12 protein-coding genes and 2 pseudogenes are annotated in these 19,897 nt (G+C 70.4%); 4 read left to right on the forward strand and 10 right to left on the reverse strand.

Going from position 1 to position 19,897, the window contains the following annotated elements:
• Positions 1-1,628, forward strand: a pseudogene (locus O3Q52_RS26435) (hypothetical protein); the annotation flags it as partial.
• 56 nt (positions 1,629-1,684) lie between these two features.
• Here O3Q52_RS26435 and O3Q52_RS26440 read toward each other — a convergent pair.
• The 9 genes from O3Q52_RS26440 to O3Q52_RS26480 all read right to left on the reverse strand — a co-directional run bounded on the left by O3Q52_RS26440 (position 1,685) and on the right by O3Q52_RS26480 (position 14,191).
• Positions 1,685-3,238: a GMC family oxidoreductase gene (locus O3Q52_RS26440; RefSeq protein ID WP_269651236.1), complete on the reverse strand. Its 1,554-nt coding sequence runs from the start codon at positions 3,236-3,238 to the stop codon at positions 1,685-1,687.
• Positions 3,239-3,290: 52 nt separating this feature from the next.
• The gene (locus tag O3Q52_RS26445; RefSeq protein WP_269651237.1) at positions 3,291-4,868 is read right to left on the reverse strand and encodes an APC family permease; all 1,578 of its coding nucleotides are present in this window, start codon (positions 4,866-4,868) and stop codon (positions 3,291-3,293) included.
• A gap of 189 nt (positions 4,869-5,057) precedes the next feature.
• Positions 5,058-6,524: an aldehyde dehydrogenase family protein gene (locus tag O3Q52_RS26450; RefSeq protein ID WP_055611055.1), complete on the reverse strand. Its 1,467-nt coding sequence runs from the start codon at positions 6,522-6,524 to the stop codon at positions 5,058-5,060.
• A complete protein-coding gene (locus O3Q52_RS26455) occupies positions 6,517-7,680 on the reverse strand; it encodes an aromatic ring-hydroxylating dioxygenase subunit alpha (protein WP_269651238.1) in 1,164 nt (387 codons plus the stop codon). Before O3Q52_RS26455 ends, O3Q52_RS26450 begins: the two co-directional genes overlap by 8 nt.
• 11 nt (positions 7,681-7,691) lie before the next feature.
• On the reverse strand, positions 7,692-8,846 hold the full coding sequence (solA, locus tag O3Q52_RS26460; RefSeq protein ID WP_269651239.1) for an N-methyl-L-tryptophan oxidase: 1,155 nt from the start codon (positions 8,844-8,846) through the stop codon (positions 7,692-7,694).
• A gap of 22 nt (positions 8,847-8,868) precedes the next feature.
• On the reverse strand, positions 8,869-11,355 hold the full coding sequence (locus O3Q52_RS26465; protein ID WP_269651240.1) for an FAD-dependent oxidoreductase: 2,487 nt from the start codon (positions 11,353-11,355) through the stop codon (positions 8,869-8,871).
• A gap of 71 nt (positions 11,356-11,426) precedes the next feature.
• Positions 11,427-12,053 (reverse strand): MBL fold metallo-hydrolase, encoded by a 627-nt coding sequence (locus O3Q52_RS26470; protein WP_269651241.1) that lies wholly within the window; start codon positions 12,051-12,053, stop codon positions 11,427-11,429.
• Positions 12,050-13,135, reverse strand: coding sequence for an S-(hydroxymethyl)mycothiol dehydrogenase (locus O3Q52_RS26475; protein WP_269651242.1), 1,086 nt, complete (start codon positions 13,133-13,135; stop codon positions 12,050-12,052). The genes O3Q52_RS26470 and O3Q52_RS26475 overlap by 4 nt, the downstream gene beginning before the upstream one ends.
• A gap of 237 nt (positions 13,136-13,372) precedes the next feature.
• On the reverse strand, positions 13,373-14,191 hold the full coding sequence (locus tag O3Q52_RS26480) for an IclR family transcriptional regulator (protein WP_079053076.1): 819 nt from the start codon (positions 14,189-14,191) through the stop codon (positions 13,373-13,375).
• A 215-nt stretch (positions 14,192-14,406) separates the two neighbouring features.
• Between O3Q52_RS26480 and O3Q52_RS26485 the strand changes: the two genes are divergently transcribed.
• Both O3Q52_RS26485 and O3Q52_RS26490 read left to right on the forward strand, forming a co-directional pair.
• Positions 14,407-14,754 (forward strand): bifunctional 3-phenylpropionate/cinnamic acid dioxygenase ferredoxin subunit, encoded by a 348-nt coding sequence (locus O3Q52_RS26485; protein WP_269651243.1) that lies wholly within the window; start codon positions 14,407-14,409, stop codon positions 14,752-14,754.
• Positions 14,751-15,931: pseudogene (locus tag O3Q52_RS26490) on the forward strand (NAD(P)/FAD-dependent oxidoreductase). The gene O3Q52_RS26485 and the pseudogene O3Q52_RS26490 overlap by 4 nt, the downstream one beginning before the upstream one ends.
• A gap of 174 nt (positions 15,932-16,105) precedes the next feature.
• Here the strand turns inward: O3Q52_RS26490 and O3Q52_RS26495 are convergent.
• A complete protein-coding gene (locus tag O3Q52_RS26495; RefSeq protein WP_269651245.1) occupies positions 16,106-16,783 on the reverse strand; it encodes a hypothetical protein in 678 nt (225 codons plus the stop codon).
• A 423-nt stretch (positions 16,784-17,206) separates the two neighbouring features.
• Between O3Q52_RS26495 and O3Q52_RS26500 the strand changes: the two genes are divergently transcribed.
• A partial coding sequence (locus tag O3Q52_RS26500; protein ID WP_269651244.1) for a nitrate- and nitrite sensing domain-containing protein occupies positions 17,207-19,897 on the forward strand: 2,691 nt, incomplete at its 3' end.

Raw genomic sequence — 19,897 nt, forward strand, 5'->3', positions numbered from 1 at the left:
CGATCTCCTACCGCGCCGCCTCCCAGCTCTACGAGCAGGTCGGCGTCGGCGCCGACCTGCGGGCCGAGCAGTCCCGGGCCGAGAGCGACGAGAGCGCGGCGCTCGCCGAGCTGGAGCGGCTGAGCAACAAGGTGCGTACGCGCGCCGCCCAGCTCCTGGAGTCGACCGACGGCTCCGACGGACCCTCACGGCAGGCCGCCTCGGCCCGTGCCGAGGAACTGGTCCAGCTTCTGGAAACGCGTATGTCGACCGCGAGCGAGCAGCTCGGACGGCTGCGGGGCGAGGCCGAGCGGCACGCGCCCGAGGACGGTGAGGCGCACACCGAGCTGCCCGAGGACCTGGTCCCGCGCGACGCCGAGCACGCACAGAGCCTGCTGCGCACCGCCACCGGTGAACTCGCCTCCCGCACCGAGGCGTTGAGCCAGGCGCGCGCGGCCCACGCCGAACTGCTCGACGCCCACCGCGCCGCCGAGGACGCGGCGGGCGGTTTCGACGAGACGGCCGCCCTGCTCCGGGACCTACTCAGGGAGCACGCGGACGAGGAGCACGAGGAGCCCGAGCCCTACCCCGGCACCCTCGAAGAGGCCCGGCACTCCGCCGCCGAGTCCCGCCGCTCCCTGCGCGGCTGCGCGGCCGACCTCACCGCCGCCGAGACCTCGGTGCGCGAGGCGAGCGACGTACTTGTACGGCACGCCAACTCCACGCGCTACGAGCAGGTGCGCACGCCCGCCCGCCAGCAGATCCGTGAGCTGCCGGCATCCTCCCTGCCCGAGCACGCGCAGAAGTGGGCGGACGCCTTCGCACCCCGACTCCGGGTCCTCACCGACGAGTTGGAGCAGCTGGAGCGCAACCGCGACTCGATCGTCGACCGGCTGCGCGGGCTCGTCGAGTCCGCGCTCGCCACGCTCAGGTCGGCCCAGCGGCTGTCGCGGCTCCCCGAAGGGCTCGGGGAGTGGTCGGGGCAGGAGTTCCTGCGCATCCGCTTCGAGGAGCCCGACCAGGCCACGCTCGCCGAGCGGCTCGGCGAGGTCGTCGACGAGGCGACCCGCGCGGCCGTCAAGAAGAACTCCGACATGCGCCGCGACGGAATGTCCCTGCTGCTCAGAGGGGTCAGCGCGGCCCTCCAGCCCAAGGGCGTCGCAGTCGAGATCCTCAAGCCAGACGCCGTACTGCGCGCTGAGCGGGTGCCCGTCGGACAGATGGGCGACGTGTTCTCCGGCGGCCAGCTGCTCACCGCCGCGATCGCGCTGTACTGCACGATGGCGGCCCTGCGCTCGAACGACCGGGGCCGCAGCGACAAGCACCGGCATGCCGGCACGCTCTTCCTGGACAACCCGATCGGCCGCGCCAACGCGACGTACCTGCTGGAGCTCCAGCGGGCCGTGTCGGACGCCCTCGGTGTCCAACTCCTCTACACCACGGGCCTGTTCGACACGACCGCGCTTGCGGAGTTCCCTCTGGTCATCCGCCTCCGCAACGACGCGGACCTCCGCGCCGGGCTGAAGTACATCAGCGTGGAGGAACACCTCCGGCCGGGCCTGCCGCGGGAGGCTCCCGCCGGGGAGGCGGTGCACACCGAGATCACGGCGACCCGCATGTACAAGCGTCCGGCGCCGAGCGCCCCCTGAGGGGCGCGGGGAACTGCGCGACCAGCCACAACGGACCCGCAGCTCCCCACAACCCCTTACAGGGCGTCCTCCTTCAAAAGATCAGCGCACTTCTCGCCGATCATCATGGTCGTGATGCACGGATTGACCGCCACAAGATCCGGCATCACGGACCCGTCCGCGACCCGCAGCCCCTCGATCCCCTTGACCCGCAAACGCGCGTCGAGCGGCGCCGAGGCGTCGTCGTCCGCACCCATCTTCACCGTGCACGACGGGTGATAGACGGTGTTGTGCGTCTTGTGGATGTAGTCGAGCAGCTCGTCGTCCGTGCGGACATCCGGCCCGGGTGCCAGCTCGGCCCCGGCCCACCCGCTCAGCGCGGGCTGCTCCGCGATACGCCGGGCCAGCTTCAGCCCGAACGTCATCACGCGCGCGTCGTGCTCGTGCGTGAAGTACCGCGGGTCGACCTTGGGCTTGTCCCGGAAGTCGCGCGTCCGCAGCCGCACCGTGCCGCGCGACTTCGCGCTCGTCACGTTCGGCGTGAGACAGAACGCGTTCTCGGAGGTCGGATAGCCCCACCGGGCCGTGTTCATGTCGAACGGGACCGAGCCGTAGTGGAACATCAAGTCCGGGCGGTCCAGGCCCGGTTCGGTGTCGTAGAAGATGCCCGCCTCCCACCACTGGCTTGAGGTGGTCGTCATGGGCTGCTTGGCGTCCCACATGATGACGCCCTCGGGGTGGTCCTGAAGGTTCTCGCCCACGCCGGCCGAGTCCACCACCACGTCGACACCCACCTCACGCAGATGCCCGGCGGGCCCGATGCCCGACAGCATCAGCAGCTTCGCGCTGTCGATGGAGCCGCAGGACACGATCACCTCGCGCCTGGCCCGTACCGTCCGGGTGTGGATCAGGTCCGGGTCCAGGTACTCGGCGCCCACGCAGCGCCGCCCGTCGAGCACGAGCTTCTTGGCCCGCACCCCGGTCCGTACGTCCAGGTTCGGACGCTTGCCGAGGATCGGGTGCAGATAGGCGACCGACGAGGACTGGCGGATGTTGTTCTCGTCGGAGTTGATCTGGAACCAGTTGGCCCCGCGCACGACCGTCTTTCCGGTGTTGAACGGGGTGGTCGGGATGCCGGCCTGGGCGCAGGCCTCCAACAGGGCGGTGCCACAAGGGTCGTTGCCCTTCAGCTGGCGCAGCTTCACCGGGCCGGTGCGCCCGTGGTGCTCGCCGGGAGCGTCGTTGTTCTCCAGCCGCTGGTAGAGCGGGAAGAGCTCGGCCGCGCTCCAGCCCGTACAGCCCGCTGCCGCCCAGCCGTCCAGGTCCTCGGCCGGTGCCCAGAAGGCGATACAGGAGTTGTGCGAGGAACAGCCGCCGAGCACCCTGGCGCGGGCGTGCCGCATGAAGCTGTTGCCGCTGGCCTGCGGCTCGACCGGGTAGTCCCAGTCGTAGCCGGACTCAAGGAGTCCCATCCAGCGTTCCAGCTTCATGACGTCGTCGTCACCGACGTCGCTGGGCCCCGCCTCCAGGACGCACACCGTGACGGACGGGTCCTCGGAGAGCCGGGCCGCGACCACATTGCCCGCGGTGCCTCCGCCGACCACGACGTAGTCGAACTCGTCTTCGTTCATGGGGAGTTGACCTCCTTGAGTCCTTGCGACGTTCTGCCTTCGGGTCGGGCGCTCAGTCGGCCGTCGGGGTGGCCGCGGGAGAGGAGGGCGGAAGAGGCGTGTCGGGGGCCTTGTACTGGTGCTCGGCGAGCACTCCGGTGCGGTGCCGCTGCACGAACCAGTAGTAGGCGAAACCGCCGCCCATCACGATGCCGACGAACAGGACGGCACCCCAGCGCAGATACCAGTGGTATGGGGCGGCCGCGTTGTAGACCGCGGCGCGCGGCCAGATCAGGTTGATCATCATGGCCGCGCCCCACACCACGGCGACGATGTTGACGGGCAGTCCCCAGCGGCCGAGCGAGAACTTGCCGTCGCCCGCGGGCTGCCACTTGCCGCGCAGCCTGGCCACCAGCATGGGCCCGGTGACCAGCAGATACGCGAGGTAGATCAGGATGATGCCGATACTGGTGACCACGGTGAAGATCTGCGGCTGGCGGATGTTGACCACCAGGATCGCCAGCGCCAGGATGCCGATGATCACCGCGGGCAGGATCGGGGTCTGGAAGCGCGGGTGGACCTTGGCCAGCTTGGCGGAGGCGGGCAGGTTGTTGTCGCGGGACATCGCGAAGGCCAGCCGGATCGCCGCCGTGTGAACGGCCAGGGCGCACACGGTGACCGCGATGAACACGCACCACAGCATGGCCTTGCCCGCGTCCTCGCCGAGCACGTTGAGGACGACGTACTGCAGACCGTCCGTGGACAGCTTGTCGCCCTTCAGGCTGGACACGCTCATCAGCGCGAGCAGCAGGATGAGCCCGCCGAGGATGAACGAGGCGACGATGGCGCGGAGGATCGCGCGCGGCGCGTTGCGCGACGGGTCGAGGGACTCCTCGCCGAGCGAGGCGGCCGTGTCGAAGCCGTACATCACGTACGCGGACGCCAGCGACGCGATCAGGAACGCGCCGAAGTAGCCGCCGGGCTGGCCCGCTCCCGTGCCGTTGGTCTCCAGCACGACCCCCGGTCCACGGGTGATGTGCACGGCGAACAGCACGATCAGCACGACGGTGGCGATCAGCTCGATGAAGACGCCCGCCGTGTTGATCCGGGCCATCAGCTTCACGCCGAGGGCGTTCACCAGGGTGGTGAAGACGATGAGCACGGAGGCCAGCAGCACGGCGTTGGTGGCGACGTCGTACTTGCCGGTGCCGTCGCCCACGAACTGGAACGTGGAAGAGATCTGGGGAAGCGTCAACTGATACGCAAGGGCCACGGCCGCGATCGACACGATCGAGGCGATCAGCATCGTCCAGCCCGCCAGCCAGCCTATGTGCGGGTTGCCCACCTTCTTGGACCAGTTGTAGACGGAGCCGGCCACCGGATAGCGCGCGGCGAGTTCGGCGAAGCAGAGCGCGACCATGAACTGGCCGACGAAGACCATGGGCCAGGACCACCAGTAGGCGGGCCCGCCGCTGCCGTAACCGAAGTAGAAGAGCTGGAAGGTGCCGGTGAGGATGGAGATGTAGCTGATACCGGCGGCGAAGGTGTGGAAATTGCCGAGCGTGCGCTTCAGTTCGGGCTTGTAGCCGAACTCGTTGAGCTCGGAGTCGTCGTTACTGTGTTTCTCAGGTGGTTGAGCGGTGGTGGTCATGAGGCGCCTCCTGGGAAGGGGGAGTTCTCCCGGGCGGGAGGGGAGTGCGGCTCGTGCGGGGTCGTTGGTGCGCGGGTGCTGGATCTCAGGGTGAAGAAGGCTGGATCTTACGGTGCTCGCCAGTGGTTCTGACCATGAGGAGTGCCGGTTTTTTGCGAAGGATCCGGAGAACCGGCCCTGGGGCATGGATCAGGAGAACCAGCCCTGTGGACTGGGATTGGTCGTGCGCCAGATGTGTTTGGTCTCGCGGTACTCGGCGAGACCGGCAGGACCGAGCTCCCGCCCGAACCCGGACTGCTTGTAACCGCCCCACTCGGCCTGTGGGACGTACGGGTGGTAGTCGTTGATCCAGATGGTGCCGATCCGCAGCGCGGACGCGACCCGCTGGGCCTTCGCCTCGTCCGAGGTGAAGATCCCGCCGGCGAGACCGTAGATCGTGTCGTTGGCCAGCCGCACCGCCTCCGCCTCGTCCGTGAACCGCTCCACGGTCAGCACGGGCCCGAAGGACTCCTCCTGGACGACCGACATCGGGCCGGAGCACTCGTCGAGCACGGTCGGCGGGTAGTAGAAGCCGTCCGGGTGCGGAGGATCCGCCGGGCGTTCCCCGCCGCAGCGCAGGACCGCGCCCTCCTCCAGGCCCTTGGCGACGTACGCCTCGACCTTCTCCCGGTGGGCCGCCGAGATCAGCGGACCGGTCTGTGCCTGCTCGTCGAACGGTCCGCCCAGCCTGATCTGCCGGGCCCTGCGGACGACCTCGTCGACGAACCGGTCGTGCAGCGAGTCCTCGACGAGGAGCCGGGCCCCGGCCGAGCAGACCTGCCCGGAATGCAGGAAGACGGCCGTCAACGCCATGTCGACGGCCGTCTCGAAGTCGGCGTCGGCGAAGACGATGTTCGGGTTCTTGCCGCCCAGTTCGAGGGCGACCTTCTTCACCGTCCCGGCCGCCGCGGCCATGAGTCTGCGGCCGGTCTGCAGACCGCCGGTGAAGGACACCAGGTCCACGTCCGGATGGTCGCCCAGCGGAGCGCCGGCCTCGGGACCGGCGCCGAGGACCAGGTTCGCCACGCCGGCGGGCACCCCGGCCTCCTCCAGGAGGCGCATCAGATGGATCGCGGTGTGCGGGGTCAGCTCGCTCGGCTTGAGGATGAAGGTGTTGCCCGCGGCGAGCGCCGGGGCGACCTTCCACGCCGTCTGGAGCAGCGGATAGTTCCAGGGGGTGATCAGCGCGCAGACACCGACCGGTTCGTATACGACCCGGCTGTCGACGCCCTCCGTGCCCGTCTCCACGACCCGGCCGGACTCGCTCGCGACGAGCCGGCCGAAGTAGCGGAAGCAGTTCTCGATGTCGTCGATGTCGTACTCGCTCTCCACCAGGCGCTTGCCGGTGTCGAGGGACTCCGCCCGGGCGAGTACGTCCTTGTCGCGGGCGAGCAGGTCGGCGACCCGGAGCAGCAGGTCGCCGCGCTCGTTCGGGGGCGTCCGGGGCCAGGGGCCGTCGTCGAAGGCGCGGCGCGCGGCCGCGATCGCGTCGGCCGTGTCCTGGGGGCCCGCCTCGTCCACGACGGCGACGAGTGAACCGTCGGCCGGACAGCGGATCTCGCGGGTGCCCTTCTCCCGCGCGCTCGTCCACGTGCCGCCGATATAGAGATCAGCCATCCATGCCTCCCAGCATGCCAATGAGCCACTCGTGGAAAATCCCGATGTGGTGCTCGGTGGGCACCAGCACCCCGCCCCTCCGGTAGGCGCGGGACGCCATCGCGGGCTGCGTACGCTCGCAGGCCTCGAAGTCCTGGGCGTTGACCCGGTGGAAGAGTTCCACGGACTTCGACACATCGGCGCCCGACTCGACGACCTCGGGTGCGTAGAGCCAGTCGCACTCCACGATCGTCCGGTCCTCGGCGAGGGGGAACATGCGGTGCAGGATGACATGGTCGGGGACGAGATTGATGAACACGGTTGGTTTGACCGTTATCGCATAGTAACGACGGTCCTGATCCTCCGCGACCTCGGGAAGTCTCCCGAATCCCTCGCTGCCGTCGACGGTGAAGCCCTTGACCTCCTCGCCGAACTCGGCGCCGTGCCCCACGTAGTACTGGGCCGCGTAGCCGTCGGCGAACTCCGGGAGGACGTCGGTGAGCTCGGGGTGGATCGTCGCGCAGTGGTAGCACTCCATGAAGTTCTCGACGATCAGTTTCCAGTTCGCCTTCACGTCATAGGTGATGCGTTTTCCGAGGGCGAGGTTCTCCGTGCTGTAGTGCTCGATGGCCGCCACGTTCCCGAGCCGCTCCACGGCCGCGCCCATCACCGTCTCCTCGAAGGACGGCGGCTCGTCGGCCAGACAGACCCAGGCGTAGCCGAGCCACTCCCGCAGCGCGACCTTGACCAGGCCGTACTCCGTCCGGTCGACGTCCGGCATCTTCACCAGGTTCGGCGCCGCGATCAGCTTGCCGTCGAGGTCGTACGTCCACGCGTGGTACGGGCACTGGAGATTGCGCCGGACCTCGCCGGCCTCCTCCAGACAGAGACGGGCCCCGCGGTGGCGGCAGACGTTCAGGAACGCGCGCAGCTCACCGGTGCGGGAGCGGGTGATCAGGACGCTCTCGCGACCGACCTGGACCGTACGGAACGCGCCCGGTTTGGCCAGGTCGGCGCCGCGGACAGCGCACAACCACATCGACTCGAAGAGCCGTTCCTGCTCCTGCCGGAAGATCTCCGGGTCGGTGTAGTAGTGCCCCGGAAGGGTGGCGATCAGGCTGGGCGGCAGCTGACCGGGGGCGGAGGCGGGGGCGGGGGAGACGGGGGTCGTCGTCACGTGCGTGCTCCTCAGGCGGGCGCGGCGGCGAGGCGGTGGGGGTCGAACAGGCCGATCGGGTGAGCGGTGGTGCCCGTGAGGGCCAGATCGGCGAGGATCTCGCCGACGACCGGCACGAACTTGAATCCGTGCCCGGAGAACCCGCAGGCCACGGTCACGGACTCCGGGTGCGCGGGATGCCGGGCGAGGACGAAGTGCTCGTCCGGGGTGTTGGAGTACATGCAGGTGGCGGCCTTGAGGAAGGTGCCGGGCAGGTCCGGGATGCAGCGGGACATGTGGTCCGCCATCGCCTGGATCTCGTCCTCGTGGACCGTGCGGTCGATGTTCTCCGGGGTGCACTCGACGCCCTTGCGGAAGAAGGCGACCTTGGCGCCCAGCTCCGGCCCGTCGATGGACGGGAAGCCGTAGACCTGGACGTCGTCCGCGTCCTCCCAGATGTAGATCGGATGGTTCTCGGGCAGGAACGGCCGGACCCCGCCCTTCGGCTGGAACCAGTACATGACCTGCCGCTCGATGCTGAACGGCACCCCGAGGTCGGTGAGCAGCTGGGGCGCCCAGGCACCCGGGCAGATCACCAACTGGCTCGCGGTGTACGTGTTCTCGGCCGTGTGGACGCGAACCCCGTCCCGGTACGGCTCCCAGCGGGTCATCGGCTCGTCGAAGTGCAGGTCTGCGCCCTGCCGGGTGGCGAGCTGGAGATGGGCCGCGACCATGTTCTCGGGGCGGACCAGGCCGGCCTTCTTCTCGTAGAGCGCGACCTCGTCGTGCTTCGGGTTGAGCGTCGGGAAGCGGCGGCGGATCTCGGCCGCGTCCAGCATCTCGTGGGGCAGGTCCCACTGCTTGGCCGAGCGCAGCGAACCCGAGACGGTCAGCGAGTCGGGAGGCCCGACCATCACACCGCCGCACAGTGTCGCGACGTCCCGGCCGGTGGCCCGCTCCACGTCCTCGTACAGCTCGTAAGCGCGCAGCAGCAGCGGTACGTACGCCGGGTCCTCGAAGTAGGACTGCCGGGTGATCCGCGAACCACCGTGACTGGAACCGCGGTTGTGCACCGGCCCGAACTTCTCCAGCCCGAGCACCCGCACACCGCGCGAGGACAGATGGTGGGCGGCAGCACTGCCCATCCCGCCGAGACCGATGACGATCACGTCGTAGGTAGGGGACACAGGGGACCTCCAGAGCTTGCGATCAACGTCGGATGCGGGTCATCTTCGGATCGAAGAGCGGCTCCTCGGCCACGGTCGCGGGCACCTTCTCGCCGAAGTACTCGACATGCACACTCGCCCCGGTGGGGAGCACGGGCAGCCAGGCGTACGCGACACACCGGCCCAGCGTGTATCCGTACGACGCGCTGGTGACGTAGCCCGCGGGGGAGCCGTCCACGTACACCGGCTCCTTTCCGAGGACCACGGACGCCGGGTCGTCGAGGAGCAGCGGCGTGAGCCGGCGCCGGGGCTCGCCCCGGGCCTCCAGTGCCGCCATCCCCGTGAAGTCCCCCTTGTCCAGGCGGACGGCGAAGCCGACCCCCGCCTCGTACGGGTCGTGCTCGTCGGTCATGTCGACACCCCAGGCGCGGTAGCCCTTCTCCAGCCGCAGGCTGTTGAAGGCGGAGCGCCCGGCGGCGATCACACCGTGCTCTTGACCCGCCTCCCAGAGCGTGTCCCAGAGGCGGAGCCCCAGGTCGGCGGAGGTGTAGAGCTCCCAGCCCAGCTCGCCGACGTAGCTCAGGCGCATGGCGGTGACCGGGACATGGCCGAGGTACGTCTCCTTCGCGCGGAAGTAGCCGAAGCCCTCGTGCGAGAAGTCGTCGCGGGTCAGCGGCTGGACGAGGTCGCGGGCGAGCGGCCCCCAGACGCCGATGCAGCAGGTGCCGGAGGTGATGTCCCGGATCTGCACTCCCCCACTCTCGGCTGCGCTCGAGCGGGAGGTGCCCCCACCGGGGGCGTGCCGGGCCAGCCAGTCCAGGTCGGCGGGGGAGTTGGCGCCCACCTGGAAGCGGTCGGGGCCGAGCCGCGCGACGGTGAGGTCGGAACGTACGCCGCCCGTCTCGTCCAGGAGCAGGGTGTACGTGACCGCCCCGGGCTTCTTGCGGAGGTTGTTGGTGGTCATGCCGTGCAGGAAGTCGAGGGCTCCGGGGCCGGTGACCTCAAGGCGGCGCAGGGGGGTCATGTCGTAGAGGGCGACCTTCTCGCGGGTCGCCCTCGCCTCGGCCGCCGCGATCGGCGACCAGTAGCGCGCCGACCAGGCGTCGCGCTCGGGGAGCGGGCCGAGGGCGTCGACGAGCGGGGCGTTCGCCTCGTACCAGTGCGGGCGCTCCCAGCCACCGCCCTCCAGGAAGTACGCGCCCAGTTCCTGCTGGCGGGCGTAGAAGGGGCTGACCCGCAGTGGACGCGGCTGCTCCATCGGCTGGAGCGGGTGCAGCACGTCGTACACCTCGACGAACTGCTGCGAACCCCGGTCCTTGATGTACGAGGGGGAGCGCTGGGCGTCCTCGAAACGGGTGAGGTCGCACTCGTGGGCGTCGGTCTCCGGGCGGCCGTCGACCATCCACTCGGCCACCGCCTTGGCGACTCCGGCCGAGTGCGTGACCCATACGGCCTCCGCCAGCCAGAAGCCGCGCAGCGCACGGGACTCGCCGAGGACGGGCATGCCGTCGGGCGTGAAGGAGAAGACTCCGTTGAAGCCCTCCTCGATCTCCGCCTCGCGCAGGGCCGGCATCAGTTGGCGGCAGTCGTCCCAGCTCGGCGCCCAGTCCTCCTCGGTGAAGGGGAACGAGGACGGCATCTCCATGTCGTTCGCGCGCGCCTCGTCGTAGTCGAGGACCGCGAACGGTTCGACGGGGAGCGGCTTGTGCGCGTAGCTGCCGATGCCGATGCGGTCGGTGTGCTCGCGGAAGTAGAGGTCGCGGTCCTGGAAGCGGAGGATGGGCTTCGAGGCCTCTTCGGTGGCCCCGGCCAGTTCGGGGAGGGGCCTGGTCCTCGCGTACTGGTGGGCGAGCGGCTGCAGGGGTACGTCGACGCCGGCCATGCGGCCGATGACCGGGCCCCAGAAACCGGCCGCCGAGACCACGTGGTCGGCGGGGAAGGTGCCCCGGTCGGTGACGACCGCGGTGACCCTGCCGTCCTCCTGCTCGATCCCGGTGACCGTGTGCCGGTCCAGGAAGCGGGCGCCGCGGCTTTCGGCCCGGGTCAGCTGGGCGCGGGCCGCGAGCAGCGCGCGGGCCAGTCCGTCGTCGGGGGTGTGGAAGCCGCCGAGGACGGCCGACTCGTCGATGAGGGGCCAGAGTTCCTTGCACCGCGACGCGCTCACGATCTCGCCGCGGATGCCCCAGGAAGCGGCGTATCCGGCCCTGCGGTGCAGCTCCGCGAGCCGCTCGGGAGTCGTCGCCAGTTCCAGGCCACCAACCGGGTTGAAGCAGGAGACCCCGTCCACTTCGAGGGAGTTGAACTTCTCGACCGTGTACCGGGCGAAGGCGGTCAGGGTCTTCGACGGGCTCGTCTGGAAGACCAGGCCCGGCGCGTGCGAGGTGGAGCCGCCGGGAGCGGGCAGCGGTCCCTGTTCGAGGACGGTGACGTCGGTCCAGCCGCGGGCGGTGAGCTCGTCGGCGAGGGAACAGCCGACGATGCCGGCGCCCACGATGACCACGCGGGGGTTCGTTTCGGGCGTGCTGGACATGCCCCTCCTTGTCGTGGTGGGGGTTGTCGTGGCGGGGTGAACGCGCTTTTGGAGCGGAGAGGTGAACGCGTCTATGGAGCGGGGACGTTGGGGCGTTCGGCGGCGATCGTGGTGTCCTCGCCGTGTCCGGTGTGGACGTCCGTGTCGCCGGGCAGCGTGAGCAGCCGGTTGCGGATGGAGGCCTCGATGGTCGGCCGGTCGGAGTAGGAGCGGCCGGTGGCGCCGGGACCGCCGTTGAAGAGGGTGTCCCCGGTGAAGACCGCGTCGAGGAACGTGGCGTACAGGGAGCAGCTGCCCCAGGTGTGCCCGGGGTTGTGGATCACCTGGAGCTCGATCCCGGCGACGCCGATCCGCTGTCCGTCGGAGAGCTCGCCGTCCGGCTTGCGGTCGGGGTGCGTGGCGGACCACAGCTCGTGGTCGTCGGGGTGCAGGAGCACCGGCGCGCCGGTCAGCCCGGCCAGCTCGGCCGCCGCGTCGACGTGGTCGTCGTGCGCATGGGTGCACACGATCGCCGTCACCCGGCGGCCCGCGGTGGCCTCGTGGATCGTACGGGCGTCGTGGGCGGCGTCGACGATCAGCACCTCCTCGTCGTCGCCGACCAGCCAGACGTTGTTGTCGACGTCGAAGGTCTCGCCGTCGAGGCTGAACGTGCCGGAGGTGACCACTCGCTCGATCCGTACGGTCCCCCGGGCGCTCACATGACCACCACCGAGCGCAGCACCTCGCCGCGGTGCATCTTGGCGAAGGCCTCCTCGACCTGGTCGAGCGCGATGGTCTCCGTGACGAAGGCGTTGAGGTCCAGCAGGCCGTACAGGTACTGGTCGATGAGGAACGGGAAGTCGCGGCTGGGCAGGCAGTCGCCGTACCAGGAGGACTTGATCGCGCCGCCCCGGGAGAACACGTCGATCAGCGGGAGCTCGACCTTCATGTCCGGCGACGGGACGCCGACCTGGACCAGCAGACCCGCGTGGTCGCGCATGTAGAAGGCCTGCGTGAAGGTCTCCGGGCGGCCCACGGCGTCGATGGCGATGTCCACGCCGAAGCCGTCGGTGAGCGCGCGTACGGCCTCGATGGGATCGGTGCCGCGGGAGTTGACCGTGTGGGTGGCGCCGAACCTCTCCGCCTGGTCGAGCTTCTTGTCGTCGATGTCGACGGCGATGACCTTCATGGCACCGTTGAGGCAGGCGCCCGCGATGGCCGCGTTGCCGACTCCGCCGCAGCCGATCACGGCGACCGTGTCACCGCGGCCGACATTGCCGGTGTTCACGGCCGCTCCGTAGCCGGCCATCACACCGCAGCCGATCAGGCCCGCGGCCTCGGGCCGGGCCGCGGGGTCGATCTTCACCGCCTGTCCGGCCGCGACCAGGGTCTTCTCGGCGAAGGCGCCGATACCGAGGGCGTTGCTGAGCGGGGTGCCGTCCAGAAGGGTCATCGGCTGGGTGGCGTTGCGCGAGTCGAAGCAGTACCAGGGACGGCCCCGGCGACAGGAGCGACACGAACCGCAGGGGGCCCGCCAGGCGAGCACCACATAGTCGCCGGGGGCCAGGTCGGTGACGCCCTCGCCGATCGCCTCGATCGTGCCGGCCGCCTCATGGCCCAGCAGGAACGGGAAGTCGTCGTTGATCGCGCCCTCCCGATAGTGCAGATCCGTGTGGCAGACCCCGCAGGCCTGCACGGAGACGAGCACCTCGCCCGGACCCGGGTCGGGAACGACGATCGTCTGCACCTCGACGGGTGCGCCCTTCTTCACAGCGACTACGGCACGGACCTCGTGTGGCACGACCAAGCTCCTCTGCTGTTGCGCAATGCACTATGGGTTGCGCGATGAGGAACATAGTGAGAACGCCGCCAAGGGGCCGTCAAGAGGTGCGGGTTAATCCTTGGCAAAAGGAACGGGCGGCACGAAATCTGTCCGACACACAGAAACGCGGGGTCAGGTGTTCCTGGCCCCGCGTTTCGTGCCGTGTCCCTCCGGCGTCCGGTCTCCGGCTCCGGTCCGCGTCCGGTCCCGCTTCCGTCAGAAGCCGTATCCCATCCGGCGCGACAGGTCGGCGGCGGCTGCCACCGTGCGCTTGGCGAGATCGGGCAGGTGGTCCGAATCCAGCCGGTACACCGGACCCGAGACGCTGATCGCGCCGATCACCTTCCCGTCGTGGGCGCGCACCGGGGCGGCTGTCGCGGCCAGCCCCAGCTCCAGCTCCTCCAGGGCGAACGCGTACCCCTGCTCCACCACGGCCTCCAGCTCGCCGCGCAGCGCGGCCGTACCGGTGATCGTGCGCTCGGTGAAGCGCGGGAGCGGTCTGGCCAGCAGTCCTTCCCGCAGGGTCGGCGGCAGATGCCCCAGCAGCACCTTTCCGCTGGACGTGGCGTGCAGTGGGGTGCGTCTGCCCAGCCAGTTCTGCGCGGTCACGGACGCGGCGCCGCGGGCCTGCATGATGTTGACCGCCGCGTTGTCGTCGAGCACCGCGATGTTGACGGTCTCGCCCACCTCGTCCGCGAGTTCGCGGCACACGGGCACTCCCTCCTGGGAGATGTCCAGGCGCACTGCCGCCGCCCCCGCCAGGCGTAGTACGCCGGCGCCCAGGTAATACTTCCCGCGATCCTTGGCCTGGGCGACCAGTCCCCTGTTCTCCAGCACTCCGAGGAGCCGGAAGGCGGTGGACTTGTGCACCTCCAGCTCGTCGGCGATCTCGGTGACGCCCGCCTCGCCGAGCCGGGCGAGGATCTCCAGCACGCTCACGGCGCGGTCCACGGACTGGACGGCGCTCCCTGCGCCCCTGCTCTGCTTCCCGGGTGTCTCCTCTGTGCGGTCAGCCTGCTTCTGCGTGCGGGTCATAACTCAACTCTCACCACCTGGCGGCCCGGATTGAGCCGCATCTGCCGGAAGCCCTTGACGTGACGGGCATCCCGCGCGGATTCTGTTGCGCATAGCGCTCCCTCGTGCGCCATACGAAACATCATGTTACCGAAGAGTCCGTGACCGGGAAGGTCTCGGACCAGACCGGACCTGAGAGGTCCAGGACCGTGGGTCCTGGACCGAGAGGGGGGCCCGTGATTCCCGTCTGCCGCCTTGATGACCTCCCCGCGGGCGAATCCGTCCGTATCGACACCACACCGCCCATCGCCGTGTTCAACGCCGACGGCGAGCTGTACGCCATCGATGACACCTGCACCCACCAGGATGCGTCCCTGTCCGAGGGATGGCTGGAGGGTTGTCTGGTCGAATGCCCGCTCCACGCCGCGTCATTCGATCTCCGCACCGGCAGGCCGACGTGCCTTCCCGCACGCCGGGCCGTCCGCACCCACCGCGTCACCGTCGACGACGGCATGGTCCACGTCCACGTGGCGACCGAAGTGTTCGCCGAAGTGGCGGCCGAAGAGGAGGGCACCGCGGCATGAGGACCGTGACCGTCGTCGGGGCCTCGCTGTCCGGGCTGTACGCGGCCCGGGAACTGCGTGCCCAGGGGTTCGACGGGCGGCTGGTGGTCGTCGGGGACGAACCGCACCGCCCCTACGACCGCCCCCCGTTGTCCAAGGACTTCCTCACCGGCCGGTCCGGCGAGGACCAACTCGCTCTCTCCGACGACGAGGAGACCACCGAGCTCGACGCCGAGTGGCTGCTCGGCGTCCGCGCCCGCGGCCTGGACGTGCGCGGCCGGACCGTCCTCCTGAGCGACGGCCGCACCGTCTCCACCGACGGCGTGGTCATCGCCACCGGAGCCTCCGCCCGCAGGCTCCCCGGCTGCGAACTCGCCGGAGTCCACACCCTGCGCACCCTCGACGACGCGCGTGCGCTGCGTGCCGAACTCGCCGCGGGCACCCGGCGTGTCGTGGTCATCGGCGGTGGCTTCATCGGCGCCGAGACGGCCTCCTCCTGCGCGGGACTCGGCCACGACGTCACCGTCGTCGAGGCCGCACCGCTGCCGCTGGTGCCCCAACTCGGCCCGGAGATGGCCGCGGTGTGCGCCGGACTGCACCGGCGCGGCGGCGTCGACCTGGTCAAGGGCACCGGCGTCGCCGGGCTGCGTGGCACGGTCGCGGTGACCGGGGTGGAACTCGCCGACGGCCGGCTGCTCCCCGCCGACATCGTGATCGTCGGCATCGGGGCCACCCCCAACACCGACTGGCTGGCGGGCTCGACGCTCGCACTGCACGACGGAGTGCTGTGCGACGACGGCTGCGTGACCGGTCTGCCCCAGGTGGTCGCCGTCGGTGACGTCGCCCGCGTCGGCGGTACCCGTGCCGAACACTGGACCAGCGCCACCGAACAGCCCCGGGTCGCCGTGCGCAACCTCCTCGCGGGACACACGGCGGAGACCGCGCGCCCGCTGCCCTACTTCTGGTCCGACCAGTACGGAGCGCGGATCCAGTTCGCAGGACGGCGGCTCGACACCGACACCGTCCGGATCGCGGAGGGCGGCGTCACCGACGACGCGCCCGACGAGGGAGGCTTTCTCGCCCTGTACGAGCGGGACGGCCGGACGACCGCGGTGCTCTCCGTGGACCGCCCACGCCGTTCATGCGTGCCCGGCGTGAACTCGGGCGCGGGGTGACGGTGGAGGCGGCCGCCTCCTAGCGAGGCCACCCCCGACGGGGGAGGGCTGTCGCCGTGTCCTGGGGGAGGAGGGTTACCGCCCCGGCCGCGCCCCGTGGCAACGCCCTGGAGTGCTCGGTGAGGGGCGCTTCCAGCACGCCGAAGGGCGCTTCCGAGGCCAAGGGGGGCGTCGCCTTCCAGCAGGGGGCGCCGCCTCTAGGAGTGCGACAACTGGCCCGCGCCGCCGCCCTGCCGGCGTATCCGCTCCTTGGTCCGCTCCGACGCGCGCTCCTGGCGCCGTGCCCTGCGCCGCTCGCGCCGCAGGGCACGGGCCGTGCTGCTGGGCACCGACACCACGCCGTTGCGCTGGTTCCACACCTGGCGCGTCACCCAGACGTCCAGGGCGCCCCAGGTGGCCACCACCGTGCTCGCCACGCTGCTCAGCACCATGGGGAACGCGAGCCAGGAACCGGCCAGCGTGCACAGGAAGGCGACCATCGCCTGGATCAGCGTGACGGCGATGATGATGACGGCCCGCACCGCGGAAGCCCGTACGGGATCGGGCAGCCGACGCCTGGTCGCGGGCTCCTCGACCCACAACTGCCGGTAGTACCCCTGCTCTTCGGCTTCCGCCGCGGCCTCCAAGGCGGCTTCTGCCTCGATCTGAGTCCTGCCCCGCGGCTCCGCCTCCGCGACCGCTTCCGCCACCGGCTCGGCCCCCCTGGCCGACTCCGTCGCGGATTTCGCCTCGGCCCCTGCCGGGGGCTCCGCCTCGGCCGCCCTCATCGGGATGCCCGCCGGTATGTCGTGATCCGGTGCCTGTGGACCCCGCCGCGCCTCCGTGGCTTCCGCGACGCCCGTCCCGGCTGTCCCGTGCCGCTCCGCCGTGCCCATCAACTCGTCACTCCCCAACCGCCCGACAACCGCCTGCTCCGGAGTCACGAGAACCCCGGCTCCCCATTGGCTGCCCGGCTTGCGCTGTTTTACGCTGCCTGGGCGCGGCACGCGGCACCTGCTGCCGATTCCGCCTCCAACTTCCGTACAGACAGACGATCGACGTAACCCGAAGATTCCCGCCGACCGTAAAATTCCGGCCAACTGGCCCGCTATGCGGACCGGATGGCGTCCGGTGTCCCGTGTCGGAATCGGGGAGGCAATCTCCCGCAATGAACGGACAACTGCCGATGTCCTGTTACCGTCCCGGAACGAGTCGGTCCGGACAGGCCTTCGAGATACCACTGTGTCGGTAGTAGGCTCACGCCGTTTGTTGACGCACATGCGTGCCCCCGGTCGCCGGGGGTCGAGCTGGGGGAGGCCATGCGCTTTCGCGGGAAGTCCATCCGCCGGAAGATCGTGGCGCTGTTGCTCGTGCCGCTGGTTTCCCTGACCGGGATCTGGGGCTTCGCCACCGTACTCACGGGACGCGAGGTCAACCAGCTGTTCGACACGACGTTCATCGTCCAGGAGATCGGCTATCCGACCGAGGACGTCATCAGCGTCCTGCAGGACGAGCGCCGTCAGACGCTCGTCTATCTCGCCGACCCCCGGGCCTCCGAGGCGCTCGCCGATCTGCGGCGCACCCGGACCGCCACCGACGAGGTCGTGTCGAAGATCCGCAGGAACGCCAAGGACGGCGATCTGCGGGACGAGATGGGCGCGGAGACCACCGAGCGGCTCACCGCGATCCTGGACGCCTTCGACGGCGTCGGTCCGCTGCGCCAGAGCGTCGAGGACGGCACCGTCACCCGCCTCCAGGCCCTCGACCTCTACAACCGCCTGGTGGAGCCCTGTTACACCCTCCTGACGAACCTCCAGGTCCTCGACAACGTGGACGTGGACAAGCAGGGCCGCGCCCTCGTCAACATGTCGCGCGCCCGTGAGCTGCTCGCCCGTGAGGACGCCCTCCTCGGCTCCGCCCTCGTCGTCGGCCGGGTGACCCGCGAGGAGGCCCGCGACGTCTCCGACCTCGTCGCCCAGCGCACGCTCATGTACGAGGTCGGCCTGCCGCTGCTGCCCACCACCGAGCGCGCACGCTACGACCGCTACTGGAAGAACGCCTCCACCGCACCGCTGCGCGTGGCCGAGCAGTCCGTCATCGCCTCCTCGCCCGGCGAGCCCCGCGGAGTCACCGCGAAGAGCTGGGACGGCGTCGCGGGCGATGTCCTCGACGGGCTCGACAAGCTCAACACCCAGGCGAGCGACCGCTTCCAGGACCGGGTGCGCCCCGTCGCGATCGGCGTCATCGTCAAGGCCGGCATCGCCGGGGTGCTGGGGCTGGGCGCTCTGCTGGTCTCGCTGTTCATGTCCGTACGCATCGGCCGCAGCCTCGTCCGCGACCTGCGCCGGCTCCGCCAGGAGGCCCACGAGACGGCCGGCGTACGGCTGCCCAGCGTGATGCGCCGCCTCTCCGCGGGCGAACAGGTCGACGTGGAGACCGAGGTCCCGCGTCTGGAGTACGAGAAGAACGAGATCGGCGAGGTCAGCCAGGCCCTCAACATCCTCCAGCGGGCCGCCGTCGAGGCCGCCGTCAAACAGTCCGAGCTGCGCAGTGGTGTCTCTGAGGTCTTCGTGAACCTCGCCCGCCGCAGCCAGGTCCTGCTGCACAAGCAGCTCACCCTGCTCGACACCATGGAGCGCAGGACCGACGACACCGACGAACTCGCCGACCTGTTCCGCCTCGACCACCTGACGACCCGTATGCGTCGGCACGCCGAGGGCCTGGTGATCCTCTCCGGCGCCGCCCCGTCCCGGCAGTGGCGCAAACCCGTCCAGCTGATGGACGTCGTACGCGCCGCCGTCGCCGAGGTCGAGGACTACGAGCGCATCGAGGTACGGCGGCTGCCGCGGATGGCCGTCACCGGGTCCGCGGTCGCCGACGTCACCCACCTGGTGGCCGAACTCCTGGAGAACGCCACGGTGTTCTCGCCGCCGCACACGGCCGTCCAGGTGCTCGGCGAGCGTGTCGCCAACGGCTTCACCCTGGAGATCCACGACCGCGGCCTGGGCATGGCCGCGGAGGCGCTCCTCGACGCCAACCTGCGGCTCGCCGAGACCCCCGAGTTCGAACTCTCGGACACCGACCGGCTCGGTCTCTTCGTGGTCAGCCGGCTCGCTCAGCGGCAGAACGTCCGCGTCTCGCTGCAGCCGTCCCCGTACGGCGGCACCACCGCGGTGGTCTTCGTCCCGGACGCGCTCCTCTCGGACGACGTGCCCGACACGAACGGCATGGGCTTCCGGCTCGACCGGGCGCTCCCCTCGAAGACGGACGGCGAGGAGGGCCGTACGGCGGCCCTGTCCCAGGTGCCGGTCACGCTGCCCGGCCGGACCGCCTCGATGCTGGACGGCCCCGTCGAACTCGAGTCGCCCGTCGATCTGGACGCCCTCGACGACTTCCCGGACGCCCTCGACGACCAGGACGCCGAAGGCGGAGGCATCTTCCGCCCGCGCCGCTCCATCGCCGGGGTACCGGGGGACCAGCAGCAGGTACGGCAGGATCCGCGCGAGCAGTCGCACGCCGACGGCGAAGCCGAAGAGCCGTCCGGCGGGCCCGGACAGCTCCCGCGCCGCCGGACCCCCAAGCTCGTCAGCTCCCACGGGCGCCCCGTGACCCAGACCAAGACACGGCGCGACGAGGCGACGCACCGCGCGGACGCCGACGAGGCGACGGAACTGCCCCAGGCGGCCCGGGAGTCGTCCGAGCGGCCCGGCGTGCTGGAGAACCTGCCGAAGCGGTCGAGGAGCGTCAGGCGAGGACCGTCCCGCCGCGAGTCCGGGGACTCCCTCGGCACCCGCCGGGGCCCCGCGGACGACTGGCCCGGAGCCACCGACTCGGCGGACGGCCCTGTGGAGCGCCGTCAGGCCCTCGGACGCGGCGGCGGCCCCAGCGACCCGTCGGGCCCCGGCGAGGCGCTCACACGCGGACCTGAGGCCGTCGAAGGCCACCGGGACGCAGACGCCCCGGCCCTTCCCCAGCGCGCCTCGCGTCGCGGCGCCGAGTCCGGCGGCATC

It is taken from the genome of Streptomyces sp. ActVer (genome assembly GCF_027270795.1).
GTDB classification, from domain to species: domain Bacteria; phylum Actinomycetota; class Actinomycetes; order Streptomycetales; family Streptomycetaceae; genus Streptomyces; species Streptomyces umbrinus_A.